This is a genomic window from Thermococcus waiotapuensis (assembly GCF_055384795.1).
In genome coordinates this window covers 1,084,501-1,108,315 of sequence record NZ_AP042429.1, presented here as the reverse complement: position 1 = coordinate 1,108,315, position 23,815 = coordinate 1,084,501, and the positions used below count along the sequence as shown (strand labels likewise).

At 51.8% G+C, this 23,815-nt stretch carries 26 protein-coding genes; 14 read left to right on the top strand and 12 right to left on the bottom strand.

What is annotated here, in order from left to right; translation table 11 throughout:
- Window positions 1-86 precede the first annotated feature (86 nt).
- Together tgtA and ACZ47M_RS06160 are read right to left on the bottom strand one after the other, a co-directional pair.
- A complete protein-coding gene (gene tgtA / locus ACZ47M_RS06165; protein ID WP_315343459.1) occupies window positions 87-1,832 on the bottom strand; it encodes a tRNA guanosine(15) transglycosylase TgtA in 1,746 nt (581 codons plus the stop codon).
- 41 nt (window positions 1,833-1,873) lie between these two features.
- Window positions 1,874-2,791: an inorganic phosphate transporter gene (locus tag ACZ47M_RS06160; RefSeq protein ID WP_315343461.1), complete on the bottom strand. Its 918-nt coding sequence runs from the start codon at window positions 2,789-2,791 to the stop codon at window positions 1,874-1,876.
- 119 nt (window positions 2,792-2,910) lie between these two features.
- On the opposite strand from ACZ47M_RS06160, the gene ACZ47M_RS06155 reads away from it, so the two are divergent.
- Window positions 2,911-3,534: a hypothetical protein gene (locus ACZ47M_RS06155; RefSeq protein WP_315343464.1), complete on the top strand. Its 624-nt coding sequence runs from the start codon at window positions 2,911-2,913 to the stop codon at window positions 3,532-3,534.
- Here ACZ47M_RS06155 and hmgA read toward each other — a convergent pair.
- The 3 genes from hmgA to ACZ47M_RS06140 form a co-directional block, all read right to left on the bottom strand.
- The gene (gene hmgA / locus ACZ47M_RS06150) at window positions 3,531-4,757 is read right to left on the bottom strand and encodes a hydroxymethylglutaryl-CoA reductase (NADPH) (protein WP_315343467.1); all 1,227 of its coding nucleotides are present in this window, start codon (window positions 4,755-4,757) and stop codon (window positions 3,531-3,533) included. The two genes, ACZ47M_RS06155 and hmgA, sit on opposite strands and share 4 nt — an antisense overlap.
- Window positions 4,758-4,771: 14 nt before the next feature.
- On the bottom strand, window positions 4,772-5,515 hold the full coding sequence (locus ACZ47M_RS06145; protein ID WP_315343469.1) for a MinD/ParA family ATP-binding protein: 744 nt from the start codon (window positions 5,513-5,515) through the stop codon (window positions 4,772-4,774).
- A 119-nt stretch (window positions 5,516-5,634) separates the two neighbouring features.
- On the bottom strand, window positions 5,635-5,847 hold the full coding sequence (locus ACZ47M_RS06140; protein WP_315343541.1) for a TRAM domain-containing protein: 213 nt from the start codon (window positions 5,845-5,847) through the stop codon (window positions 5,635-5,637).
- Window positions 5,848-6,073: 226 nt separating this feature from the next.
- Here ACZ47M_RS06140 and tdh point away from each other — a divergent pair, with 226 nt between their 5' ends.
- The 7 genes from tdh to pheT all read left to right on the top strand — a co-directional run bounded on the left by tdh (window position 6,074) and on the right by pheT (window position 13,148).
- Window positions 6,074-7,126 (top strand): L-threonine 3-dehydrogenase, encoded by a 1,053-nt coding sequence (gene tdh, locus ACZ47M_RS06135; protein WP_315343544.1) that lies wholly within the window; start codon window positions 6,074-6,076, stop codon window positions 7,124-7,126.
- Between the two features lie 128 nt (window positions 7,127-7,254).
- Window positions 7,255-8,682 (top strand): S1 family peptidase, encoded by a 1,428-nt coding sequence (locus tag ACZ47M_RS06130; RefSeq protein ID WP_315343472.1) that lies wholly within the window; start codon window positions 7,255-7,257, stop codon window positions 8,680-8,682.
- Window positions 8,675-9,337, top strand: a complete 663-nt coding sequence (locus tag ACZ47M_RS06125; protein WP_315343474.1) for a hypothetical protein — start codon at window positions 8,675-8,677, stop codon at window positions 9,335-9,337. The genes ACZ47M_RS06130 and ACZ47M_RS06125 overlap by 8 nt, the downstream gene beginning before the upstream one ends.
- 84 nt (window positions 9,338-9,421) lie before the next feature.
- On the top strand, window positions 9,422-10,924 hold the full coding sequence (pheS, locus tag ACZ47M_RS06120) for a phenylalanine--tRNA ligase subunit alpha (protein WP_315343476.1): 1,503 nt from the start codon (window positions 9,422-9,424) through the stop codon (window positions 10,922-10,924).
- A 4-nt stretch (window positions 10,925-10,928) separates the two neighbouring features.
- Window positions 10,929-11,183, top strand: coding sequence for a DUF4258 domain-containing protein (locus tag ACZ47M_RS06115; protein ID WP_315343478.1), 255 nt, complete (start codon window positions 10,929-10,931; stop codon window positions 11,181-11,183).
- A gap of 3 nt (window positions 11,184-11,186) precedes the next feature.
- The gene (locus tag ACZ47M_RS06110; RefSeq protein ID WP_315343480.1) at window positions 11,187-11,420 is read left to right on the top strand and encodes a DUF2283 domain-containing protein; all 234 of its coding nucleotides are present in this window, start codon (window positions 11,187-11,189) and stop codon (window positions 11,418-11,420) included.
- Window positions 11,421-11,441: 21 nt separating this feature from the next.
- On the top strand, window positions 11,442-13,148 hold the full coding sequence (pheT, locus tag ACZ47M_RS06105; protein ID WP_315343483.1) for a phenylalanine--tRNA ligase subunit beta: 1,707 nt from the start codon (window positions 11,442-11,444) through the stop codon (window positions 13,146-13,148).
- Between the two features lie 223 nt (window positions 13,149-13,371).
- Here pheT and ACZ47M_RS06100 read toward each other — a convergent pair whose 3' ends face one another.
- The 4 genes from ACZ47M_RS06100 to ACZ47M_RS06085 form a co-directional block, all read right to left on the bottom strand.
- Entirely contained in the window at window positions 13,372-13,884 is a 513-nt protein-coding gene (locus tag ACZ47M_RS06100; protein ID WP_315343486.1) for a hypothetical protein, read from the bottom strand.
- A 287-nt stretch (window positions 13,885-14,171) separates the two neighbouring features.
- Window positions 14,172-14,531, bottom strand: coding sequence for a Na+/H+ antiporter NhaC family protein (locus ACZ47M_RS06095; protein ID WP_394356323.1), 360 nt, complete (start codon window positions 14,529-14,531; stop codon window positions 14,172-14,174).
- 61 nt (window positions 14,532-14,592) lie between these two features.
- Window positions 14,593-15,330: an FAD-dependent thymidylate synthase gene (gene thyX, locus ACZ47M_RS06090; protein ID WP_315343488.1), complete on the bottom strand. Its 738-nt coding sequence runs from the start codon at window positions 15,328-15,330 to the stop codon at window positions 14,593-14,595.
- Window positions 15,331-15,414: 84 nt separating this feature from the next.
- Window positions 15,415-15,657, bottom strand: coding sequence for a DUF996 domain-containing protein (locus ACZ47M_RS06085; protein ID WP_315343489.1), 243 nt, complete (start codon window positions 15,655-15,657; stop codon window positions 15,415-15,417).
- 181 nt (window positions 15,658-15,838) lie between these two features.
- On the opposite strand from ACZ47M_RS06085, the gene argF reads away from it, so the two are divergent.
- On the top strand, window positions 15,839-16,786 hold the full coding sequence (argF, locus tag ACZ47M_RS06080) for an ornithine carbamoyltransferase (RefSeq protein WP_315343546.1): 948 nt from the start codon (window positions 15,839-15,841) through the stop codon (window positions 16,784-16,786).
- A gap of 47 nt (window positions 16,787-16,833) precedes the next feature.
- On the opposite strand, the gene ACZ47M_RS06075 is transcribed toward argF, so the two are convergent.
- Window positions 16,834-17,844 carry a deoxyhypusine synthase gene (locus ACZ47M_RS06075; protein WP_315343491.1) on the bottom strand — a complete coding sequence of 337 codons (1,011 nt, stop codon included), beginning with the start codon at window positions 17,842-17,844 and terminating at the stop codon, window positions 16,834-16,836.
- A gap of 166 nt (window positions 17,845-18,010) precedes the next feature.
- Between ACZ47M_RS06075 and ACZ47M_RS06070 the strand changes: the two genes are divergently transcribed.
- The 4 genes from ACZ47M_RS06070 (at window position 18,011) to ACZ47M_RS06055 (ending at window position 20,843) form a co-directional block, all read left to right on the top strand.
- A complete protein-coding gene (locus ACZ47M_RS06070; RefSeq protein ID WP_315343494.1) occupies window positions 18,011-18,508 on the top strand; it encodes a hypothetical protein in 498 nt (165 codons plus the stop codon).
- Window positions 18,509-18,594: 86 nt separating this feature from the next.
- Complete coding sequence (locus ACZ47M_RS06065; protein ID WP_315343496.1) at window positions 18,595-19,341, top strand: hypothetical protein; 747 nt, start codon at window positions 18,595-18,597, stop codon at window positions 19,339-19,341.
- Between the two features lies 1 nt (window position 19,342).
- Window positions 19,343-20,170 (top strand): ABC transporter ATP-binding protein, encoded by an 828-nt coding sequence (locus ACZ47M_RS06060; protein ID WP_315343498.1) that lies wholly within the window; start codon window positions 19,343-19,345, stop codon window positions 20,168-20,170.
- A complete protein-coding gene (locus tag ACZ47M_RS06055; RefSeq protein WP_315343499.1) occupies window positions 20,151-20,843 on the top strand; it encodes a hypothetical protein in 693 nt (230 codons plus the stop codon). Before ACZ47M_RS06060 ends, ACZ47M_RS06055 begins: the two co-directional genes overlap by 20 nt.
- Here the strand turns inward: ACZ47M_RS06055 and ACZ47M_RS06050 are convergent, their stop codons facing one another.
- Entirely contained in the window at window positions 20,844-21,890 is a 1,047-nt protein-coding gene (locus tag ACZ47M_RS06050) for an FAD-dependent oxidoreductase (protein WP_315343500.1), read from the bottom strand. It lies immediately after the preceding gene.
- A gap of 189 nt (window positions 21,891-22,079) precedes the next feature.
- On the opposite strand from ACZ47M_RS06050, the gene ACZ47M_RS06045 reads away from it, so the two are divergent.
- Entirely contained in the window at window positions 22,080-22,859 is a 780-nt protein-coding gene (locus tag ACZ47M_RS06045; RefSeq protein WP_315343549.1) for an SDR family oxidoreductase, read from the top strand.
- A gap of 20 nt (window positions 22,860-22,879) precedes the next feature.
- On the opposite strand, the gene htpX is transcribed toward ACZ47M_RS06045, so the two are convergent.
- A complete protein-coding gene (htpX, locus tag ACZ47M_RS06040; RefSeq protein WP_315343502.1) occupies window positions 22,880-23,755 on the bottom strand; it encodes a zinc metalloprotease HtpX in 876 nt (291 codons plus the stop codon).
- Window positions 23,756-23,815 lie beyond the last annotated feature (60 nt).

The window sequence follows — 23,815 nt, the reverse complement described above, 5'->3', positions numbered from 1 at the left end:
TTATCTCCTCCTCGTCGTAATCGGCTGCGCTTACCCAAGCGAATGGCTTGAAAAAATGGCTCAAAAGAAAAGGGTACGGAAAGTACTTATGCCTTCTCCACCCCCCTCCTCACCTTCACCGCCAGCCCGCTCCGGAAGACCTTAAGCTCCTCGCCGTTGAGGAGCGTCTGGCCCGTCGCGAGAAGCTCGTCCCTCCCGTTCACCACCAGAACCTCGTCGTAGGGCCTTATCTCCGGGTCGGCATCTACGACAAACTTGGCGAAGACGTTTCGCCCCTCCCTCGCGAAGGGCTCTGCATCATCGCTGACAACAACGCGCATCCTCGGGAATGGGAGGAGCGCATGAAGCCTTCTTGCCCCCTCTATTCCAAGCGTCAATAAACCATCCTCTGCTCTAAAGGTGGCGAGGTGCTTGCCTTCAGCGCTTATCTGCCTCGGCATGCCCGTCTTCCTTGAGAGCTCAACGGAGGCGTCTTTGAAGGCTTCGCCCGCTCCTTCTCCGAACTGGTATTCAGCAATGGCCATTATGTAGTTCCTCGCTTCGTCCTCCCCTGGCTTTTCTATCGTGAAGTCCTCTTCACCCTCGCTCTGGGCGAAGGGATAGCTCAGGCTTAAATACTTCGGAACCTCGCCGAATATCGGGTGCTCCATCGTCTCAGGGAACTTACTCTTAACGCGCTTTGCCCTCTCCTTCGCCCTCATTGCCATCGGCCACCTTAGGGATTCCTCGCTCACCTTGAAGAAAGCGGAAGCTTTGGTAATCGGCTCGTTCTTCTCGAGGTATTCCCTGTACTCAAGCAAGCGCTTGTAAGCAGCGAAGAGCTTCGGATGGCCCCTCGCCCTCTCGTCCACCAGCTCCCAGAGGGTTCCCTCCTTTATGGCCTGCTTCACCCTGTTGAGCTCCTCCCTGATTACCCAGAGATTGTGGATGGCCAAAAGCCTCGTCCTCTCTTCCTTCGGCATCTCGCGGAGCTCCTGCGGAGTATAGCGGGAGCAAACGGGGCAGGAGCAGGGGAAGTACTCAAGCTCCTCGAGCCTTTTTGTGCCTTCTGGCGTCAGATAGCGGTCGTCCTTGGCGTAGAGGGCGTAGCTGGCAGAATCAAAGAGGTCTATTCCCATCGCCACCGCCAGCGCGAAAACCATGGGATGGCCGGCACCGAAGAGGTGGACGGGCCTGTCGGGTCTAAGCCCCTGTTTTGAAGCTATGACGACATCAACTAAGTCCCTGTAGCGGTAGCCCTCCATCAACGGGACGACGGCACCGATGGGGTGTATTTCAAAGTTCATCTCGCTCAGCTTTTTAGCAGCATAGGTTCTCAGGTCGGGGTAGGTGGAGCCCTGAACTGCCGCGTTCATCGCTATTTCCTTTATCTCTTCCGCCTCCTTCGCCCTCTCCAGCGTTATCCTGAGGTCTTCCTCTGCCTTCTCCCGCGGAGCGTCCGGCGGAGTTGGTACGTCAAGGAAAGTGCCTATGTCAACGCCTATCTCATGCTGGAACTGGACTATCTCGCGGTTGGTGACATCAACGTCGCCATAGCGCAAAAGCTGGAAAGAGCCCGAATCGACTTCAATTATGCCATCGTAGTCGAGCAGCTTATGGATCCCAACCTCAAGCGCCTTTTCCCTCAGCTCGGGCGTCTTGTAGATGATGTAAGAGTTCGTGATGACCATCCCGAAGCCCATCTCCCTGAGCTCCTTTGGAGTTACTACGAGCTGCTTTGGATTTATGACCGGCATTATGTTTGGAGTCTCTATCGTTTTCCCGTTAACGGTCAGCTTTCCAATTCTTCCAGCCGCGTCCCTTGCTTTAACCTCAAACCTGAAGTCGGTCATTTTCTCACCTCCGGGGGTTGGCATCTTCTGCTTAAAAAGCTTCAAAGGTCGGAGAAGAGCCTTATCAGAACAAAAGCCAGAAGGCCAGCTCCAAGGGGAGCCGCTACCCAGCCCTTCAGGATCCACATCAGGGCCTTTATATTAACCGGTTCCCCCTTGTAAAGACTGACACCGGCTATCGCCCCCACTATCGCCTGGCCCGAGCTGACTGGGATTCCCGCAACGTTGGCCATTGTAACCGCCAGCGAGGCGCCCATCTGGGCGGAAAAGCCCGAAGTTGGGCCCAGGGGAGCGAGGTCTCTTCCAACGGTTTTTATTACCCCATAGCTGAAGGTCAGGGCACCAAGCCCGAGGGAGAGGGCCAAAAAGACTCTACTGAAAAATTCTCCGTCTACAAGGCCGACAACGTTGGCCAGCTCGTTAGTTCCGAGGTTAAAAGAGGCATAAGCCGCGGCGATGAAAACCATCCACCTCTGCGTCAGTTCCAGCAATCCCAAATGCTTTATTCTGTTGAGAACTATTCCGTAGGCAAGGTATGTTGCAATCGAGAGCATCCCCGCTACCACAGGGGATACAACCCAGGCCAGGACTATTTTAAAGATCACTCCCCAGTTCACGGGGAGACCTAACGCCAGGGAAGCCCCCACGAGGGCCCCTATTATGGCCTGGGTTGTTGATATTGGATTACCGGATAAGCTGGCAAGGGTTACGGCGGAGGCCGCGCTGAAGAGAACGAGGCCTATTGTAGTCTCGCCCATACCCCTGGCTAACCCGGCGACGGTGCTCGATACACATGAACCGCCCATCGTAGCCCCGGCTACCACGAAGACCCAGATCAGCAGGACTGCCCTCTTAAAGCCGATTATCCCGGAGCCAACTGCGGTTCCAACTGCCTTTGCACTGTCGTTGGCCCCTATTGCCCAGGCCATGAAGAAAGCACTGGCGAGCAACCACAGCATGGCTCCACCTCTATAGTCTATATAGTCTACATGGCTCAGGTGTGCACATTGAAAAGATCCATTTAAAAAGATTTCGATGGCGGGAAAACTTTTTTAAGTATGGCGCGATACTCTCGGTGATGGTGAGATTCCAGAAGATCAAGTCTGCTTACCGCGGGCTGCTCCACTCGAAGTACGTCAAGTATTACAGGGCGAAATGCGAGCTCCTCCCCCTCTGCCTGCAGAAGCTCAAAGGTTTTTCCCACTTCCAGGATCCGGATGAGTACTCGCTGGTGTCGGAGGCAGAGAAGCTGTACCAGAAATCCGAGTTTGTAACCGTCCTGGAGATCACCGATGGACTCACCAGGATCTTCTACCTCATCCCGGGCGATTTCTTCTCAGATGATATCGAGCCGGAGTTCGAGCTCTACTTCCGGGTCAGGAGTGAGGAGGGTCTGAGGGCACTTTTGGGGGTTATCCACCGGGGAAAGGTGGGCGGAAAGAGGTTCAAACACAGGTCAGTGCTGAGTTTTCTGGCGAGCTTCGTCTTTAGCTTTCTGCTCTCTGCCCTGGCGGAGAAAGCCGGCTTCTGGATTCAAATGGCCGTGTTGCTGGCCCTCACAGGGCTCATCTACCTAACCCTCGATTATCCTTTCTCCCTGCTTTATTTCAGGGGCGTCGAAGTGATAGGGAAGCCAGGGAGAAAGGATTTCATGATAATCATCAAGAGGAGACAAAGAGAAAACAGGAGAAAACTGAGTTAACGCCCGAGTTCCTTGTGGGCCTTAGCAAGGTGCTTCGCCGCTATCGCCGCGAGGAGCGAGAGTTCCCCAGCTAAGACTGCACCCGCAACTATCTCGGCAAACTTCCTGGCGTTGCTTCCGGGCGGGTCCCCTCCCCCCGCGACACCCATAATGCTCAGAGCTTCCCTCTGCGTTGGAACCCTCGTTCCGCCGCCTACCGTTCCTATCTCGAGGCTCGGCATGGTTACGCTTATGTATAAGTCCCCCTCGGGGGTAACCTCAGCCAGAGTTATACCGTGGGAGCCTTCAGTAACCTGGGCCTCATCCTGGCCCGTAGCCAAGAAGATGGCCCCAACGATGTTGCCGAAGTGGGCGTTGAAGCCGTAGGAACCGGCCTGGGCTGAGCCGATGAGGTTCTTCCGGTAATTGACCTCCGCTATGAGCTCCGGCGTTGTCTTGAGCTTCTTCTCGACTATCTCCCTTGGAATCACTGCCTCAGCTATTACCGTCTTGCCCCTGCCCTCGATGAAGTTGAGGGCGTTGGGCTTCTTATCAACGCAGAGGTTGCCAGAGAGGGCTAAATACTTAACCTCCGGGAACTCCTCCTCGATGACGTTCATTATCTCCTCGCTCGCTATTGTCACCATGTTCATGCCCATCGCATCGCCGGTCTCGAATTCAAAGCGGAGGTAGAGGTTGTTGCCTACTATGAAAGGCTTAACGCCACGGAGCTTTCCGTGCCTGGTAATTTTGCTTACCGCCTTCTCCTGGAGGTAGTCGAGGTTGTTCTTAACCCACTCGGCTACTTCCCTGGCCTTCCTGGCGTCGGGGCACTTGAGGAGTGGCGCACGCGTCATCTTGTCGTCAATTATGGTCGTTTTAACTCCACCGGCCTCAGTTAAAGCGGAACAGCCACGGTTCACACTCGCGACGAGCGCTCCTTCAGTTGTGGCAAGCGGAATGTAGAATTCTCCCCTGGCGTATTCCCCGTTTATCTTAAGCGGCCCCGCAACGCCCATCGGTATTTGAACGACGCCTATCATGTTCTCGATGTTCTTACCTATGAGCTGGTTTGGGTCAAGGGAATAGTGCCCGATGTTGTCAAGCTTTACCCCGAGCTTCTTCTCAAGGGCCTTTCTCCTTATTTCAGTGGCGAGCTTCTTGTCGCCGTTTGTGTACTCTTCCACCTGGTGGAGCTTTATTTCACCGCTTGCAACTTTCTCAACCAGCTCCTCAAACTCCATAAAGACACCTCCGATCAGCCGAATATCCAGCTTCCGAGAACTTCCCCGGCCTCAGCAAAAGCCAAAGCGGCGTCACTTTTCGGCTTGTACGCGAGAACAGGAATTCCAACGTTAATTGACTCCGGAACGGCCTCATCAAAGGGAACCCAGCCCAAAACCGGAACGCCCACATCGTTTTCAATGACGTCGATGATCTTGTCGACAACGTCGGCGCTTTCCCTAACTTTGTTCAGTACCACACCTATCTTGAGCCCGTACTCCTCGCCGAGGGCCTTTAGTTTGTTCACCTCGTTTTCCACCATGGTTTCAAAGGAGTAGATCGGTGACCTCTCGATCTCGACCACTATTATCTGGTAATTGGCAACCTCAAAGGTGGGGAGGGTATCAAAGGGGACGCCCGTTGGGGAATCGACAAAAACGACACCGAACTTGTACTTTATCTCCTCAACAAGATCCCTGAGCCTTTGAGGGGAAATTCCAATGACATCTTTGAGGTTGGTGCTCCCAGGCATTACGTGAACGCCTGTTTCATTGTGCTTGTATATGGCCCATTCCGGGTCCAGACTGGGGTCCTTAAGAACGGAATGAACGGTGTACTTAACGTTGTCCATCCCAAAATGGAAGCCGAGGTTGGGCAGATATAGATCACCGTCAATTGCCAGAACTCGATACTCCCTTCGAGCCAAGTAGGTGCTTAGATTAGCCGTTGTGGTCGTCTTTCCTGCCCCGCCTCTTCCGGTCACGACTATTACTGCCATCCGTTCCCCTCCACTCTCAAGGTTTGAAATTCGTTTTTATTAACTTTTTCCCCTCACCTCTAACCCAATGCGAAAATGGCCGAAGAGGGGTAGAAAAAAGAGAACAGCAACTTAAAAATTCACCCCACAACCTCGGCAAAGGCAAAGCGCTCTTTCACGTTCTTTATCTCGATCTCCACCTCATCCCCAACGTTGGTGTTGGGGACAAATATAACAAAGCCCTTAATTCTGGCTATGCCATCCCCACCTTTGCCGAGGGACTCAATCCGAACCTTATAGCGCTCCCCCTTCTTGACCGGGGGCTTCCTGCCTTGGAATTCATTCCTCTCCAACTCAGACACCACCTTAAGCGATGTCCACTTAGCAGGAGAAGTATCGGTATTTAACTTCTATGTCAGATCAGCGAACAGGAAGGAGCAAAAATAGACGAATTTCGAACCTAACTTTGGCAAAAAGTTCGAATTTCGGTAAAACTCAGACACATGACCATTCCCAGCTCACCCGTAAAAAAGTTTATATCCACGACAGAGCTATGCACCAATGTAGGTGATGAGAACCATGTCCGAAAAGATGCAGGCAATTATGAAGACGAAACCGGCTTACGGAGCCGAGCTCGTCGAGGTTGAAGTTCCAAAGCCAGGCCCGGGGGAAGTTCTCATAAAGGTTCTTGCAACGAGCATCTGTGGCACCGACCTTCACATCTACGAGTGGAACGAATGGGCGCAGAGCAGGATCAAGCCGCCCCAGATCATGGGCCACGAAGTGGCCGGAGAGGTCGTTGAAGTCGGCCCGGGCGTTGACACCCTCCAGGAGGGCGACTACATAAGCGTGGAAACCCACATCGTCTGCGGCAAGTGCTACGCATGCAAGCACAACCGCTACCACGTCTGCCAGAATACAAAAATATTCGGCGTCGACATGAACGGCGTCTTCGCCGAGTACGCCATAGTCCCGGCCAAAAACGCCTGGAAGAACCCGAAGAACATGCCGCCCGAGTACGCCACCCTCCAGGAGCCGCTTGGAAACGCCGTCGACACAGTTTTAGCCGGCCCGATAGCGGGAAGGAGCACGCTCATAACCGGTGCAGGCCCGCTCGGACTCCTCGGAATAGCAGTTGCAAAAGCATCCGGAGCTTACCCCGTCATCGTGAGCGAGCCGAGCGAGTTCAGGAGGGAGCTGGCGAAAAAGGTCGGCGCCGACTACGTCATCAACCCCTTCGAGGAGGATCCCGTCAAGGCCGTGATGGACATAACCAACGGGGCAGGTGTTGAAGTATTCCTCGAGTTCAGTGGGGCTCCAAAAGCCCTTGAGCAGGGCCTCAAAGCGACAACCCCCGGAGGAAGGGTTTCCCTGCTCGGCCTCTTCCCGAGGGAGGTGACCGTAGACTTCAACAACCTCATAATCTTCAAGGCTCTTGAGGTACACGGCATTACCGGAAGACACCTCTGGGAGACCTGGTACACGGTCTCAAGCCTCATCCAGAGCGGAAAGCTCAACCTCGACCCGGTAATCACCCACAAGTACAGGGGCTTCGACAGGTTCGAGGAGGCCTTCGAACTCATGCGCGCGGGCAAGACCGGAAAGGTCGTCTTCTTCCCGCACAAGGGGTGATTTCTCTTATTTTTATTACATCTGGATGTAAAAGATTCTACTGAATGAGCCAAGTATGGAAAAATTTAAATATAATAAAATTCGTTATTCGTTAATTAGCTGACAAATCGGATAAAGTGGTGGTGCAAGTGAGACTAAAGTTAGTGAGTTTTTTAATAGTATACTTGGTAGTGACTAGTCTCCTTGTGGCTACAGCCAATGCTCCAGACAGCAATGAGAAAAATCTATCCATAAAGTCTAAACCCATAGATTTAAGCCCAGATGTGTGTAAGCCCATAAACTACTGGATCTTCAAAAATGGAGAGTGGGTTCAAAAAAGTGAACCTAAAGTTTGGTGGTACTGCCAGGAGCCTGAGAAGACTGAGAAGTTTGAGGGATTTGCCTTTGAGAATGGGCTGCTCAATGAGTCTTCCAATCTTCATAAAGCCACCTTGGAATTGCTTAACCTTGTTGAACCAGACGAACTTCCAGAAACTGTGTCTGTTAAAGGGCTTTTTGACACTAAACCGTTTTCATATGGAGGAATGTTTATCAATGAAGATAGAGGACTTATCTTTGTATATATTTTAAAGGACGATGATAAAGAAATCATTAAAAAAGCTATGGAAAAATACACGGGAAAAATAAACGTGGTATTTCTAAAAGGCAAATATACCTTGGGAGATTTAGAAAAATGGAAAAAATTGGCTCTGAAACTTGACCTCAAGCAACTTGGTATTTTAGGTATTGATGCCGACGAAGTTCACAACACATTGACAATAGAACTCACAGATGTAACCCAAGATAAGTTAAAAGCTCTTGAAAAGGAGTTAGAAAAGATTGGAATTCCAAAGTCAGCAATAAGAGTGGAGAAAAGAAGGATGATACAACCCGCTAGCTCCCCAACTGATGTCTTTGATCCTCTCATTGGAGGCATAGGTATCAGAGTGGGTTCTGGATTTTCATCAACATGCACCTTAGGATTTACTGCAAAAATAAATAATGAGGATTATTTTGTAACTGCAGCACACTGTGGGGAATTTGGGAAAACCGGAGACTCCGTATACCAACCATGGGGTTTTGGGGCATGGAACAATGTTGGAGTAGTTGTTAAAAATCCTCCTCTGAAGGATGAAAATGGATACTTAGTTAGAGAGAGTGATGCCATGCTGATCAAGACTTCATCGAGGAGCATAGCCCCCAAAGTGTACGGGGTAGAAAGCTGGAAAATTGAAGGAACCACTACGAGTGTAGTAGGTCTTTATGTGTGTAAATACGGAATGGGTAGTAAAAAAGTATCTTGTGGATATGTAACAAAAACTGATATGATAGTACATATTAAAAATACTAACATACTCATAACTGACATCTCGGAGGTTTCTGGCATGGAAACTGCACCTGGTGATAGTGGAGCTGCTGTTTTAGTAAAGCCTTATTATGTCCCCACTACGAGGATCGTGGGAATAGTTCATGGCATAAGTGCCGATCCGGATACAGGGACAACATTAACATACTTCAGTGAGATTGATGGAATACTAAAAGAATTAGGAAACGTGGAGGTGGCTTATGGTGGATGACAAAAAAATCGTGTTGGGAACTTTTATTATTGTGATTTTAATTTCAGTTATGGTTTATATAAATGGAGGAGCCTCCAACGTCCAAGAGAAACACAGGCTATGTTCCGCGGGAAATCTTTACGTCCTTCTCGACGTCTATTACCCTGGGGAGCTCAGGGCGACAGGCTACGAAATCAAAGACGATAGAATAGTTTTGCACTTCCACTCAGAGGGATCCGGCGATCTAAAGGTGAACCACGCAAACTTTACGATCTCATGCATCCCGGAGAACCTAAGTCCTGGCCTCTTCGAAGTCAGCGTTGACGGGAAGACCTTCCGCCCATCGTGCGAAGGTGTTCTAACAACGCCCGTGCCCTCCAAAACCTCCAACTCCGAGAGGAGCGTCTGGTACCTGGCAAGCCCCTACAACCTGAGCAAAATAGCACTCATCGAACTCCCAGAGGGATATTCCTTCAGGGAGCTCAATCTGGAGAACAGAACTCTCGTGATCAAAGTTTCCACCGGCGGGAACGTCGGCAGTACCGTTGTTAAATCTGAGCTTCTCGCGGAGGGATGGGAGAAAATCATCTACACCGACGGGAGCAGTACGTGGAGAGGAAAGAAGTCTGTAATGGGCAACGGAGAGTGCCCGGTTTGGATATCTCCAACGTCTTAGAGCAGTTTCTTTCACTTTACTGATCATTCTCCTCCACCGCAATTCTCTTAAGTTCTCCCGCCCACTCACCCAGGAGGTGCCACCATGGAGCTTAGCTATCAGGAGAAGCTCACGCTCATAAAACTTGGGGAACTCAGGAAGGCCAAATTTGAGGAGCTGGTGGAGAAAACCGGCCTTGATCAGGTAGCGGTTATGCGTTCCATCCTCGGCCTTCAGGCCAAGGGCCTGGCAAAGCTCCACGAGAGGAGCGAGAGAATTGTAGTCCTTACGGAAACGGGGGAGGAATACTCTAAAATCGGCCTGCCCGAGTGGAGGGCCCTTAAAGTTCTGAGGGAAAAAGGGAAAGTCACCCTCGACGACCTTTCGGAGGTTCTCAGCGGGGACGAGCTCAAGCCCATCGTCGGCCTCCTCAGGAGCGAGGGCTGGGCGAACGTGAGGAACGAGGGAGGAAAGCTAATCCTCGAAATTACCGAGAAAGGCCTTAACGCCGGGGAGAGGCCAATAGACAGGGCCCTGAAACTTTTAGCAGAGAAGAAAACCGTCCCCCTGAGCGAGATTCAGAAGCTCGTTTCAGTAAATGAGCTCAAGAGGAGGAAGATAGCCGAGGAGGATACGGTTACTGAGAGAACCGTCGAGATAACCCCCGCTGGCGAGGAGCTCCTGAAGAAAGGACTCGAGCTGAGGGAGCAGGTGTCCATTCTCACCCCCGAGCTCATAAAGTCCGGGAAGTGGCGCGAGGTGGAATTCAGGCGCTTTGACATCAAGGCCCCCGTGAGGAGGCTCTATCCGGGCAAAAAACAGCCTTACCGCGCTTTCCTCGACAAGATAAGGAGGAGGCTCATCGAGATGGGCTTCATCGAGATGACCGTCGAGAGCCTCGTGGAGACTCAGTTCTGGAACTTCGACGCGCTCTTCCAGCCGCAAAATCACCCGGCCCGCGATTGGACTGACACCTACCAGCTAAAGTACCCGACGAGCGGTTATTTGCCCGGGAAGGAGCTCGTCGAGAGAGTTAAAGAAGCACACGAGAGGGGCTTGGCAGGCTCGCGCGGCTGGGGCTATACCTGGAGCCCCGAGAGGGCGATGCTTCTGATGCCGAGGGCCCACGGAACAGCCCTCAGCGGGAGGCAGTTGGCCAAAGGCGTTGAAATACCGGGCAAGTATTTCACGATACAGCGCGTTTTCAGGCCCGATGTTTTAGACAGGACACACCTCATAGAGTTCAACCAGGTGGACGGCTTCGTCGTTGGTGAAAACCTCAACTTCAGGCACCTCCTGGGAATCCTCAAGCGCTTCGCGGTGGAGATAGCTGGGGTGGAGAAGGTCAGGTTCCTGCCCGATTACTACCCGTTCACCGAGCCGAGCGTCCAGATGAGCGCCTACCACCCAGAACTCGGCTGGGTCGAGTTCGGCGGGGCTGGGGTGTTCAGGGAAGAGATGACCAGGGCCCTGGGAATAGATGTGCCGGTTATAGCGTGGGGAATAGGGATAGACAGGTTAGCCATGTTCAAGCTTGGGATAGACGACATCCGCTACCTCTTCAGCTACGATTTGAAGTGGCTCAGGGAAGCGAGGCTCGTGTGGTGATTTGATGCACTTCACCGATCATGCCCTTGAAAGGATGGCCCTTTATTCAATTTCTCCCGAAGAAGTGGACAGGACAGTAGAGCGTCCCGAGAGAAGGTTCTTCGATGTGGCCATGGGGAGATACGTCGCAATCGGGGAGAAAAACTGGCATTCCCTCGTGGTCGTCTATGAAAAAAGCGGGGACGAAACCACAGCGTATCGCACGAGCAAAATCGATAAAATAGTCGAGACAAAACTCTCCTCAGGGGAGGTGGATTGAGTTATGAGTGACGAGATTCTGGTTAGATACGATCCCGACGTTGATATCCTCTACGTCAAGCTCTCAGACAAAAAGCCGGTGGATGCAGACATGAGGAGAGACGTTGTGATAGACCTCGATGAGGAAGGAAGCGTTGTGGGCTTTGAGATATGGCGTGCCAGGGAAATCTTACTGCCCGAGTTTATGAAGTTTATCGAGAGGATAAAAGCTGAGGGGAAAGTCGAGAGTCAGGCTTGAAAAACTGTTGAGGTGGTACTCATGCCCAAGTTTGAAGTCTCGAAGTCCGACCTTGAGAGGCTCGTCGGAAAGAGCTTCACCGTCGAGGAATGGGAAAGCCTCTTCCTCTACGCCAAGTGTGAGCTCGATGGCTTCTGGGAGGAGAACGGTGAAATCTACTTCAAAGCCGACTCCAAGGACACCAACAGACCCGACCTCTGGAGCGCCGAGGGGATAGCGAGGCAGGTTAAGTGGGCGCTCGGGATTGAGAGGGGCCTGCCGAAGTACAAAGTTGAGAGGAGCGGCGTTACCGTTTACGTTGACGGGAAGCTGAAGGACATCCGCCCCTACGGTGTCTACGCCATAGTTGAGGGCCTCCACCTCGATGAAGAGGCTCTCAAGCAGATGATAAACCTCCAGGAAAAGATAGCCCTGACCTTCGGCAGGAGAAGGGGGGAGGTAGCGATAGGCGTCTTTGACTTCGACAGGGTTAAACCGCCCATCTACTACCGAGCCGCCGATAAAACGGAAAAGTTCGTCCCCCTCGGCTTCACGGAGGAGCTAACGCTTGAGGAAATCCTCGAAAAGCACGAGAAAGGAAAAGAATACGGGCGCCTGATAAAGGACAAGCCCTATTACCCGCTCCTCGTTGATTCGGAGGGCAAAGTTCTCTCCATGCCCCCCATCATAAACTCCGAGGTAACTGGAAGAGTAACGACCAAAACCAGGAACGTCTTCGTTGACGTAACCGGTTGGGATCTGAGGAGGATTATGCTGGCCCTCAACGTTGTCGTCACCGCTTTGGCCGAGCGCAGTGGAAAAATCAGGAGCGTGAAAGTTGTTTACCCGGACTTCGAGATTGAGACGCCGGACCTAACGCCAAAGCCCTTCGAGGTCGAGCTGGATTACATAAGAAAGTTGGCCGGCATCGAGCTGGGTGATGAGGAAATCAAAGGCCTCCTCGAGAGGATGATGTACGCGGTTGAGCTCGAAGATGGAAAGGCAAAGCTCCTCTACCCGGCATTCCGCAACGACATAATGCACGCCAGAGACGTCCTGGAGGATGTGCTCATAGCCTACGGCTACAACGAGATCGAGCCGGAGGAGCCGAAGCTTGCCGTCCAGGGTAGGGGGGACAAGTTCATCGAGTTCGAAGATGCCGTGAGGGAACTCATGGTCGGCTTTGGTTTGCAGGAGGTGATGACCTTCAACCTCACGAACAGGGAGGCACAGTATGAGAAAATGAACCTGGCCTACGGCAACGATTACTTCAGCCATCCACCGGCCGAGCTCGTCGAGATAGAGAACCCCATAAGCCCCAAGTGGTCGGCCCTGAGGAACTGGTTGCTTCCGAGCCTGCTCGACTTCCTGAGCCAGAACACCCACGAGGAGTACCCGCAGAGGGTCTTTGAAGTGGGCAAGGCGACGCTGATAGATGAGAGCAGGGAAACGAAGACCGTAAGCGAGAGCAAATTGGCGGTTGCCCTGGCGCATCCGCGCGTCACCTTCACGGAGGCAAAGGAGGTACTGGACTCGGTCATGCACCACCTGGGCTTCTCCTACGAGCTGGAGGAGGTTGAACATCCGAGCTTCATCCCTGGAAGGGCTGGGAAAATAATCGTTGGGGGGAAAGCGATAGGGGTCATCGGGGAGATACATCCAGCGGTGCTGGAAAACTGGGGCTTAGAAATGCCAGTTGCGGGCTTTGAACTCTTCCTCAGGCCCCTCTACACCGAGCCTTACCTATGAGCCCTTCTCCAGATTTTTCTTTACCATTGTATACATCAGCTCGAAGTTTGTCAAGTTTACCAGGAGTTCTGCATCGAGTATCTCCACCATAGCTTATCACAGTATCAAGTTTGAGAACAGGTTTATCAATCTTCCGCCAAAAACTTTGAACGTGTGCCAAATACGGCAATGAATTTCAAAAAAATTTGAACAAATGACAAAGGACGACTCCACCGTGGACAGTTCAGAGCTTCTTTGCCTGTATCTTGAATTTTTTACCCAAAGGCAGGCCCTCAAAGGGCTCGCTGTCGAGTTTGACCACCGGTACGTCCATATGGATGACGGATTCCGAGGTCTCAACTTTGACGGTAAGGTGCGTTAAGTTCCCACCTCTGATTTCAGCGGATAGATATGTGCCGTCTTCAGCCGTTCCCTCCACAACAAAGTCCGTTCCCAGCTCCACTGCAAGCCTCTTTATAAGTGCTGGTACCGTCTCAGGGGTAATGTGCTCAACCCAACCTCCCTCGCTATTGATTTCTGTGGCGGGACACTTCATCGAGGAGCAGAACTCCTTTATTGCTTCCGCTATTCCCATGGCAAAGTTCTCCAGGGGCTTTCCCATGAGAGATTCTCCAAAGCCTGCCCAGCTGGCCGTAACGCGGAGTTTTCCACCGCTAACCTCGAAGGTTATGGTCAGAATGCCCCTTTCTCCAGTAAAGGTGTAAACTGCGCTATTTTCTTTGAACCCAACGGCCACTTTGAACTCGTAGCCGAAGTTGAAGATAAACCGGGACTTTAAAGCGAATGACGTCTCCTTCTATGCTCTCGAAGTACGGAAAGAAGGGCAGAGTCTTTTTAGGATCGTCAAGGATTGCCTTGAGTGTTTCCCAGTCAGCGGAAACTTCAACTTCCCAGCTCTTCGTTTTCATGCCTGCCCACCAATTTCAGACAAGAAAAAGGGGCTCAAAAAAAGCTTTTCTTAAACTTTGGGTTTAAAACTGAAAAAAGGGCAACAAGGTCGCCCAGAGGTGAGGGGCCCCTCATTCACTTTCTTCCCTGAGTGTTCTCCTCATAAGCGCTCCCGACCACGTAGACTGGCACTCTGCACCCCGGGATGCCAACCCTCGCTCCATACCATTCACTGAGGAGGCGGTGGAGCACTACCAAGAGTGGCACCGCTATGGCGAGGAGCGCCCAGCCGTTCTGAAGTCCCGCGGCGAAGAGGAGGAGCATCACGGCGCTTACAAAGCCAGCGGTGAGGGCGTAAGGTAGCTGGGTGTTAACGTGATCCAGGTGGTCACAACCGCTGAAGATGGAGCTCATGATTGTGGTGTCGCTTATCGGGGAGCAATGGTCGCCGAAGACTCCCCCGGAGAAGACCGAGGCTATGCTGGCGTAGACCACGGGGCTGAATCCGCCTTTCTATTTCTTGCCTACCTTGTCCCAAAAATTTATGAAAATGAATTCACCCCTCTGCTACGTTCTTCCACTTCTCCCTCGTCCTCTTCCAACACCCCTGCGGCATTAACTCCCTCTCCGGGCAATAGCCGAGCTGAATACAGCGCGGCCCCAGCTTTGCCCACTTTATGATCGGCTTCAGCTCATCGACCTTCGCCATCTCTTCCAGCATCTTCCAGGCAACTTCCCTTATCTCCCACTGGGCCCTCTCACAGGCCCTTAAACCAAGGAAGTGTTTTAGCTCCCTGAGGTTCATCGTCACGACTATCTTCGTCCTGATCGCCTGAGGCAAAATAAAGCGCGCGTCCTCCTGGTGGATTCCAGCCCTACAGGTTTCCTCATAGAGCTCGATGGCGTTTTTCATGAAATCCTTCCACCTTTGGTAGAGCTCTGGCTTTTCCCTGACGCTCTCGGGGATTACAAAGGTCTCTTCCACATCAGTTAGGTCTAATTTAATATAACGCTGTGACTGCTGGGTATAACTGGCAAGCCTATGCCTCACGAGCTGGTGGGTACACGCACGAGAACAGCCCTCAATCGCAAAGGTAAGCGTCGCATGCTCCAGAACGGACTCATGGCCGTAGCCGAGAACCTTGGGAAGGTGCATCTCAACATCGTTCAGGGTCATCCGCTCGAAAGCCTCTCCCTCCCAGCCCTCCCAGTAGCTTATCAGCGCCGCCCACGTGACAGTCTCAAGCGGTTTCTTCGTATAATTGACGAGGGTCACGCGGATTTTATTCTCCATGCCAAGCCACCAAAAAGGGAAACGTCTGGAGTTTATTAGATTTTTGGGGGTTCAAAAAAGCAAAAATCAAAGGGGCAACAAAAATCAGAAGGCGAGCTCCTCCTCAGCGGGCGTGGTAGACGCCTTTTCTGGAACCGAGTCCGGGAGGGAGAAGAACGCAATGACCTCCAGGATCGCGGCAATGAGGAGCAGCAGGGCACCGATGAGGACTATCGTCAACACTGCACCGACGATATACAGGAGGGCAACTGTGTGGAACATTCCAACGCCGGTCTCTTCAGCTATCAGGTCGTAGCTCTGCTTCATGAGCAGCACACCCACTATCATATTGACCTTAAAAGGGTTCCCCTTGGGGGTATGCCAAAGGCACGCAGACACAGGTTGGGCCGTTGATAACATTACGTTTGGAAAACTTGTGGCATTTGGGAGCCAAAGAATTTCAAAACGAGCCCAATTACTCCGACGAAAGGGTTATTAAATCCGCCCCCAACTTTGGACGGTGATGCACATGGTGGTTAGCCTCGCAGGAAGGGATGTTCTCTGCCTCCAGGACTTCACCAGGGAAGAAATTGAGACTATTCTCAAGACGGCCGAGATGATGAAGATATGGAACAAGATCGGAAAGCCCCACCGCCTTCTCGAGGGCAAAACGCTCGCAATGATATTCCAGAAGCCCTCAACCAGAACCAGGATTTCCTTCGAGGTCGGCATGTATCAGCTCGGCGGTTATGCTTTATACTTAAACGCCCAGGACCTTCAGCTCAGGCGCGGTGAGACGATAGCTGACACGGCTAGGGTTCTCAGCAGGTACGTTGATGGGATAATGGCGAGGGTCTACGCCCACAAGGACGTGGAAGACCTCGCCAAGTACGCGAGCGTTCCGGTCATAAACGGTCTCAGCGACTTCTCCCACCCGTGCCAGGCCCTCGCTGATTACCAGACCATAATTGAAAAGAAGGGCAGGGTTGCGGGCCTTAAAGTCGTCTACGTCGGCGACGGAAACAACGTGGCACACTCCCTCATGGTGGCTGGCACAAAGCTTGGTGCCAACGTCGTCGTCGCCACTCCCGAAGGCTATGAGCCGGACGAAAAGGTCATTAAGTGGGCTGAGCAGAACGCGGCCGAGAGCGGCGGAAGCTTCGAGCTCCTCCACGACCCAGTTAAGGCTGTTAAAGACGCCGACGTCATCTACACCGACGTCTGGGCGAGCATGGGTCAGGAAGCTGAGGCAGAGGAGAGAAGAAAGATATTCAAGCCCTTCCAGGTCAACAGGGAACTCGTCAAGCATGCCAAGCCAGACTACATATTCATGCACTGCCTCCCCGCTCACAGGGGCGAGGAGGTCACCGATGATGTCATAGACAGCCCCAACAGCGTCGTCTTTGACCAGGCCGAAAACAGGCTCCACGCCCAGAAAGCCTTGCTGGCCCTCGTTATGGGCGGGATTAAGGTTTAATCCGTTTATTCTCCTTTTTTGGGAGACAAACAGGCGGAAAAGTAAAATCAGCCTTTCATCACCTTCCACACCAGCAGCGGGAACACCAGTGTTGCGTCCGCCCATATCTCCACGTAGTCGGCTTTTGCTCTTATCTTGCCCCAGCTAACGCCTTCGCTTGGAGGGGCACCGCTCAGCGAGCCATCCCAGGGGACGGCGGTGGTTATATAAATCGCGTAGTCAGTCCCGCCCCTGAAGAGGTTGGCGTTGATTATCGCGTGCTTTGGGAGGGAACCGCCGAGGATTATCGACGCGGTCTCTTTGGCGGTAACCGCGAGGTTGTTGAGCTTCACTATGTCGTTGGCGATGTCTATGACAAGCTCCCTGTCGCCTCTCTCCTCCTTGAAGAAGTAGAGCATGTCCCCCATCGAGCCGTCTGTTATGGCCGGGCAGAATATAGGGACGTTCCTCCTGTAGGCCCAGTATATAATCGAGCGCTCCTTCTCCTTCCCGAGCTTCTCGTCCATGTAGCGGCCAAGCTCGTAGATGAATTCGCTCGCCGTGAGCGGCTTTCCGCGCTCCTTTTCCATCTCGAGAACCCTCTCAAAGAAGGGTATCATGTACTTCTCGAATTCGATGTAGCGGTCATTGGGCACGAAGATGTTGCCTATCCTGTTGATGCCCCTTTCGCGCATCTCGGCGTCGTTCACCTTCCAGTCGCCAAGGATGAAAGGCTTTAGAGCTTTGATGAAGTCCTCCTCGATTCCTCCGGCTGTAGTTACGATCACGTCAACCTTGCCTTCCTTCACGAGCCACGCGATCAGCTCGCGCAGGCCGGAGGAGACTATGTTGGAGGTGTAGCCGAGAAATACGCGGACTTCCTTCCCTTCGGCGCGCCTTTTCTCAACTCTCCTCCAGATCTCTATGGCCTTCCCGAGGTGAGTCGCCTGGAAGCCTATTCTCCCGTAATAATCGAGCACCTCCTCAAGGCTCGAAACTTCGTCCAGCCACGGCCCCTCTATTGGCGTTCCCTCGATCCCTTCGCTTTTCTTGAGCACGATGTCTTTTGGCTTTGTCATGGGGGAAAGTTGAAAGGGTCACGTTATAACTTTTTTTCTTTGTCATAGTGTCGAAAGTTGGATATATCTGCTTTTCCGAACTTGTCATAATGACAAGAAAAAAAAGAAAAGTATATATTTACTAATTGTTATTAGTGATTATTGAAAACTTGATGGAGGTGAACAAATGAGAAAGGCATCTTTACTGGCAATGCTTTTGTTTTTTGGAGTAATTAATGCTACTGTATCCGCATTGATATTGATACCAAACACCACCGGAAACTACTCGGAAGTTACTGCATATGGGGCTAATATATTCGGATGGCATATGGCATGGGTAACCTCAAAATGGACATTCGCAACATCTTCCACAGGACAGTTCCTTTTAGACCGTAATACATACATTGAGACTTCTACAGGTGGGCATCTAGGAGACTATGGAAGTTGGGAGTATACCCAAGCTATTCCAAGTACCAATGAGCTAGAATTCTGGGGATATTTCACCCTCCATGGGCTGCAGATACTCGGAAACAACATCCATGGAGTGATGTACAATAGGGTTCTTTTCAATGGAAGAACCGCAGATGGAAAGAACTATCAGTACCAAATATACTATGGAGTGAACTACATCGCCAGCGAAGAAGAAAGCTTACCAGTAGCGTTTTCAATATCAATTGAGGTTTAATAGCAAAGAATTTAAATTTTAATTTATCTAATTTTTGCCACCAAGGAGGGATAACCATGCGAGTAAGTTCATATAGGAGAATAGCAGTGCTCATGATAATTTTTGGGATTCTGATTAATTTTGTGCCCGTCACCTCATATTATCTCGGGAGTTATATTCACATTCCATATAAAGACTCGATCAGGAATGGCAGTACTCTGGAATATCTGTTCTTCATGGGGCCTTTCCACGAAAATACCACCAATAGCACTTTCAACATTGGAGTTATAACCAACATAACCTACATAGGAGAAGATAAATACCAGCTCGACTACGAAGGTTATAAACTCACCGGGAAGAAGACAGGTGCCTACCCAAAGCTCCTACCTGAATTCCCGTTCCGCGCATCCGGAGGGATCGTCAAGGCCTACGAGGGCCATAAGGTTGTTAACGCCAGCAATGAGCTAATACAGTTTCTGATGCCACAAAAGCCACTGCCAGGTTGCCTGGCAAACGCCTCCATCCACACCTTTCCCAATAAGTTCTACGGCTACCCAGAGGTTTTCATGTGTCCCTCTCCCTCGATTCAGGGTATGTATACCTTCTACAAAAACAGACCCGTGGCCCTCAACTTGAACCCCTTAAACGCCTCTTCGATAATAGAACCCATCATGCCAGGGTCCTACACTGGTTCGGTATCTATAGTATCTGTTTTCCTCGGCTGGGGGAACACTGTTCCTCCCCAGGATTGGACAGGATGGGTTAGATACGGCGTGGGCCTGTATTTTCCCCTGAACGTGGGCTTTATCATCATAGGAATTTTAATGTTAATAGTGGCATCCCGAGGGGTGTGAGATGATCACACTTGAAGCAGAAAAGCTGAGTTTTAGTTACAATGGAAAAACCATGGCATTAAAGGATGTGTCCTTTAGAGTTAAAGAAAAGCGGATTGGAATAGTGGGGCAAAATGGAAGTGGAAAGACCACCCTTCTTTCTATTTTTATGGGGTTTCTAAAGCCTGAGAGTGGAAAGGTGACATTGAATGGGGTCGTCCCGTACAGAGAACGAGGCGAAATCCTTAAGGCCTTCGCACCATCCTTTGAAAAAGGCCGTCTACCCTACAGGATGAAGGTGAGGGATCTCGTGAGCCTGGTAGGGGAGATTACTGGGGAAAGCAAAGAAGTTGTGTCATTGGCCCAGGATCTCGGTGTACAAAGCTTTTATGATAAAAGGGTCTATGAGCTTTCCTCGGGGCAGGAACAGCTCTTGTGGATTTTCAACGCCCTCTCTGACCCTGGTAGAATCCCAGTTCTCGATGAGCCGTTTGTACACCTCGATATACATGCTTACCGCAGAGTCGTAAAGGTCTTGAAAGAGCGCTTTGACAGTTACATACTCACATCACATGTTCCGGAGGACGTTGAGCTCCTAACTGAATCGGTTATAGTGCTTGAGAAAGGAGAAGTCCGCTGGTATGGAAAGATTCCTGAGCTCGAAGGAGCATATGAGGTGTTTGTGGCCTCTACCGAGAAAGTTGATATACCAAACGTTGTGGCCGACTTTGGAAACGTCCTCGTGTGTGACTGTGATCTTGGACTTTTGGAATCTCTAATGCGGAGAGGAGCGATTAGAGGTTATAAAAAAGCGGGGGTGCGTTTGCTCTATGCTAAAATACGCGATTAAAATGTATCTAAGGGAAATCTTTTATAACGCCACTTACTGGGCCATCTCAGCCATCCTACTGCTTTCGGAATATTTCTCAATTACTCAATACCGCGGTGATCTGGCGTTCGTTGAGACGACCCAGTTTATAGTTGTTCCAGTTTACCTGTTCTTGGTGTCCGTCCCCTTCTTCACGGAGGATCGGGTTCTAACGTTTGAACTCGTCATGTTTCGTGAGTGGTCCTCTGTGGCTGTGGGAAGGCTCCTAGCCTTATTAGTTTCAATTCTACCTTTTTCAACACTTGTCATGCTTATGGCCAGTGTTCGCGACTCGGACCCGTTTATTCTCCCGATCTTAGCTTCTTCCCTTTTCTACGGAACACTCGTGCTCCTCTCAACGGCAGTAGGGGGCGGTAGTAAGGCTTACGTACTTTCAATGGGGATACTGTTCATGCTTCCTTTTTCATCTCTGGTTCTGGTTCAGAACCAGGTGAGCCTTGGAAATCCTGTCCAGGGTTTCGCAGGATACCTCACGTACATACTGGCCCCGGTTTACGGTAGGTCGGTTGTTCAGTCTGGCATGATGCTAACTAACCCAACTCTGGCGAATGATATCTGCATTTTCCTGGCAGGGATATGGGCACTGGTGTACCTGATAGTGTTTATCAGGAGGGAGGTTCATCCATCCGGTTAGTCAGCACTCGCCGTTTACAACCTGGCTTATCAGCCTAGCCGTCACCGGAACGGGGAAGACCTTTCTTGGGGCTTTGTTGAAGAGCCACTCCTCGATTTCCTTCGCTTTTGCCCTTCCTTCCATCATAGCAGTGCCGATGTTCCTTGGAGTAACAACGTCGCCTGCAAAGAATATGCCCGCATCTTTCAGTATTTCCTCACTGGCGCAGAGGACTTCCCTTATCGGGCTCGTCGGTAGTTGGCCTATGGCGTAGGCAACAATATCAGCGTCTATGATGAAACGCTCGTCAGTTGTTAGAACGTTTCCCCCGACTAGTTTTGTCTTCGCGAACTCAACTCCTCGGGCCCTTTTCTCCCCGATTATTCTGACTGGAGCCGCGTACTCAACAAATTCCACCCCCTCACTGATCAGCTTCCCTATCTCGGTCTTCGCGTAGCTGTGCTCAAGGGAGCGGCGGTATGCCATCGTGACCTTCTCAGCTCCAAGGAGCCTCGCCTCGAGGGCCACGTCAACGGCGGTATAGCCGGCGCCGATTACCACGACGTGCTTCCCCTTGAAGTCAGGAACCCTCTCCCAGGAGTAGTAGCCTATCCTGGCCATCTTTACCTGGTGGAGGAGTGTTAAGGCGTCGTAAACGCCGGGCAGTTCAGCTCCGGGAACCTTGAGCTCCCTCGGCTTCCATGCGCCAGTGGCTATGAGGAGCGCATCAAACTCGCTCAGGAGCCTCTCAAGGGAAACGAAGTGCTCCGCCCACTCGTCGCCGAGCTCCCTGGGGGAGTCGTAGACAACTTTCGTCCTGAAGTGGAATTGCACTCCGAGTCTCTCAAGGTCTTTTACGCCTTCTCTAACCGCGTTTATTGGAATTCTGACTTCCGGAATGGCAAAGGCCACCATTCCGCCGCCTTCGGGCATCTTCTCGTAGACATGGACCTCGTAGCCCTTGCAAGCAAGGTAGCCAGCGGCCGTTAACCCTGCCGGGCCTGCACCGATGACGGCTATTCTGAAGGGCTTTGGTCCGGCTTTCTCCCCGCAAATGAAAAACTTCACTCCATCACCCCCAGATTTTTCGAGAAATCCGTCTAAAACCAAAGGTTTTACACTTTAAGTTTCTTTTCCCGAAGTTTTTGGCAAAATGACGTGGATTATCCAAATTCGGGAAGCCTAATTCGTCAGCGGGACAAAAGTTATTAGCCTGTTCGATGATTGGAACCCATGAGCGGGATAGACTTGGAAGGAATGGGAATCCTCGTAACGGCTTCCTCCAGGGGGATTGGCTTCAACGTTGCAAAAGAGCTTTTGAAGAGGAACGCGAGGGTTGTCATAAGTTCCTCCGGCGAGGAAAACCTCCGGAGGGCCGGGGAAGAGCTCTCCCTTCTGGGGGAAGTTTATGCAGTGAAGGCGGACCTTAAAGGGAGAGAAGACTTAGAAAACCTCGTCAAAGAGGCGTGGGATCTTCTGGGTGGGATTGACGCCCTCGTCTGGAACGCGCCGAACGTTTCCTGCGAGCCGTGCCACCTCCACGATGCCGGCTATAATGACTGGCTCGAGGCTTCCCTGCTCCACACCGTTGCTCCGGGATACCTCACGACCCTCCTCGTCAGGAGGTGGCTTGAGAAGAGAACGAAGGGGAGATTAATCTACTTAAACTCGGTTTCAATAAAAGAGCCGATGCCCCCGCTGGTTTTAGCGGACACCTCGCGGGCTGGCCTCGTTCAGCTGGCGAAGAGCGTTTCGAGAGCCTACGGGAAGTATGGGATAAGGGCCTATTCGGTACTTCTCGGGAGCTTTGACACCCCGGGCGCAAGGGAGAACCTGAGAGCGCTGGCAGAGGGCAGGGGGGAACCCTTCGAGGAGGTCTGGGAAAGGGAAGTGCTGAGCAGAACACCCCTTTACAGGACCGGAAGGTGGGAAGAGCTGGGCTCTCTGATAGCGTTCCTTCTGAGTGATGAAGCCGAATACATGCTCGGCTCGACGGTTGTTGTTGACGGTGCGATGACGAGGGGCGTTTTCCTCTGAGGACAAAAGCAGAAAAGGTGTCAGAAGTAAATTCCCATTTCCTCTGCTATCTTCCTGAGCCTCTCAATCCTTGCCTCGGTGGGCGGATGGGTTGAAAAGAGGTTCACTATGCTCATTCCCCTGAAGGGGTTCACTATGAACATGTGGGCGGTTGCGGGATTGCCGTTTTTCATTGGCTTGTAGCGGACGACTTCCTCTATCTTCATCAGCGCGCTGGCAAGGGCTTGTGGCTTGCCGCTTATCTTTGCCCCTCCTTCGTCCGCCAAAAACTCCCTTGAGCGGCTTATTGCCGCCTGAATGAGCATTGCCGCTATTGGAGCCAAAATCGCCACGAGTATCGCCGCTATGACCTCCCCATCCCTGTTGTCCCTGTCCCTGCTGAAGCCACCAAATATCGCTATCCATCTCGCCCAGTAGGCGAGCTGCATTATCGCGCCGGCCATCGCCGCTGCTACAGTGCCTATCAGTATGTCCCTGTTCTTGATGTGGGTAAGTTCGTGGCCTATGACACCTTCAAGCTCGTCCCTGTTGAGAATCCTCAGTAGCCCGGTGGTTACAGCGACTACCGCGTGCTTCGGGTTCCTTCCAGTGGCGAAGGCGTTTGGCGTATCAGTTGGAATTATTGCCACCTTGGGCATCGGAAGCCCTGCCCTCTCGGTGAGTTTTCTAACGATGGCGTAGAGCTCCGGCGCCTCGTACTCATCAACGACCCTCGCGTTGTACCATCTCAGCACGATCCTGTCACTGTACCAGTAGGTCAGGAAGTTGAAGAACATGGCGAAGAGGAACATCATAAACGCCACGTTTGGCCCGCCGAAGAGGTAGCCTATCCCCATCAGAAGGCCCGTGAGTATGGCCATCAGAAGGCCCGTTCTGAGCCACATTACGAGTCCCATTCTCTCACCCCAGATAGAATTGCAGGTTGATGCTAAAACTTTTTTGTTCTCCCGCACTCT

What these genes read in the sequence shown, in the direction of transcription:
- tgtA (WP_315343459.1), bottom strand. Translation starts at nt 1,832, where the DNA reads ATGACCGACTTCAGGTTTGAGGTTAAAGCAAGGGACGCGGCTGGAAGA.
- ACZ47M_RS06160 (WP_315343461.1), bottom strand. Translation starts at nt 2,791, where the DNA reads ATGCTGTGGTTGCTCGCCAGTGCTTTCTTCATGGCCTGGGCAATAGGG.
- ACZ47M_RS06155 (WP_315343464.1), top strand. Translation starts at nt 2,911, where the DNA reads ATGGTGAGATTCCAGAAGATCAAGTCTGCTTACCGCGGGCTGCTCCAC.
- hmgA (WP_315343467.1), bottom strand. Translation starts at nt 4,757, where the DNA reads ATGGAGTTTGAGGAGCTGGTTGAGAAAGTTGCAAGCGGTGAAATAAAG.
- ACZ47M_RS06145 (WP_315343469.1), bottom strand. Translation starts at nt 5,515, where the DNA reads ATGGCAGTAATAGTCGTGACCGGAAGAGGCGGGGCAGGAAAGACGACC.
- tdh (WP_315343544.1), top strand. Translation starts at nt 6,074, where the DNA reads ATGTCCGAAAAGATGCAGGCAATTATGAAGACGAAACCGGCTTACGGA.
- pheS (WP_315343476.1), top strand. Translation starts at nt 9,422, where the DNA reads ATGGAGCTTAGCTATCAGGAGAAGCTCACGCTCATAAAACTTGGGGAA.
- ACZ47M_RS06115 (WP_315343478.1), top strand. Translation starts at nt 10,929, where the DNA reads ATGCACTTCACCGATCATGCCCTTGAAAGGATGGCCCTTTATTCAATT.
- ACZ47M_RS06110 (WP_315343480.1), top strand. Translation starts at nt 11,187, where the DNA reads ATGAGTGACGAGATTCTGGTTAGATACGATCCCGACGTTGATATCCTC.
- pheT (WP_315343483.1), top strand. Translation starts at nt 11,442, where the DNA reads ATGCCCAAGTTTGAAGTCTCGAAGTCCGACCTTGAGAGGCTCGTCGGA.
- thyX (WP_315343488.1), bottom strand. Translation starts at nt 15,330, where the DNA reads ATGGAGAATAAAATCCGCGTGACCCTCGTCAATTATACGAAGAAACCG.
- ACZ47M_RS06085 (WP_315343489.1), bottom strand. Translation starts at nt 15,657, where the DNA reads ATGATAGTGGGTGTGCTGCTCATGAAGCAGAGCTACGACCTGATAGCT.
- argF (WP_315343546.1), top strand. Translation starts at nt 15,839, where the DNA reads ATGGTGGTTAGCCTCGCAGGAAGGGATGTTCTCTGCCTCCAGGACTTC.
- ACZ47M_RS06075 (WP_315343491.1), bottom strand. Translation starts at nt 17,844, where the DNA reads ATGACAAAGCCAAAAGACATCGTGCTCAAGAAAAGCGAAGGGATCGAG.
- ACZ47M_RS06070 (WP_315343494.1), top strand. Translation starts at nt 18,011, where the DNA reads ATGAGAAAGGCATCTTTACTGGCAATGCTTTTGTTTTTTGGAGTAATT.
- ACZ47M_RS06060 (WP_315343498.1), top strand. Translation starts at nt 19,343, where the DNA reads ATGATCACACTTGAAGCAGAAAAGCTGAGTTTTAGTTACAATGGAAAA.
- ACZ47M_RS06055 (WP_315343499.1), top strand. Translation starts at nt 20,151, where the DNA reads ATGCTAAAATACGCGATTAAAATGTATCTAAGGGAAATCTTTTATAAC.
- ACZ47M_RS06045 (WP_315343549.1), top strand. Translation starts at nt 22,080, where the DNA reads ATGGGAATCCTCGTAACGGCTTCCTCCAGGGGGATTGGCTTCAACGTT.
- htpX (WP_315343502.1), bottom strand. Translation starts at nt 23,755, where the DNA reads ATGGGACTCGTAATGTGGCTCAGAACGGGCCTTCTGATGGCCATACTC.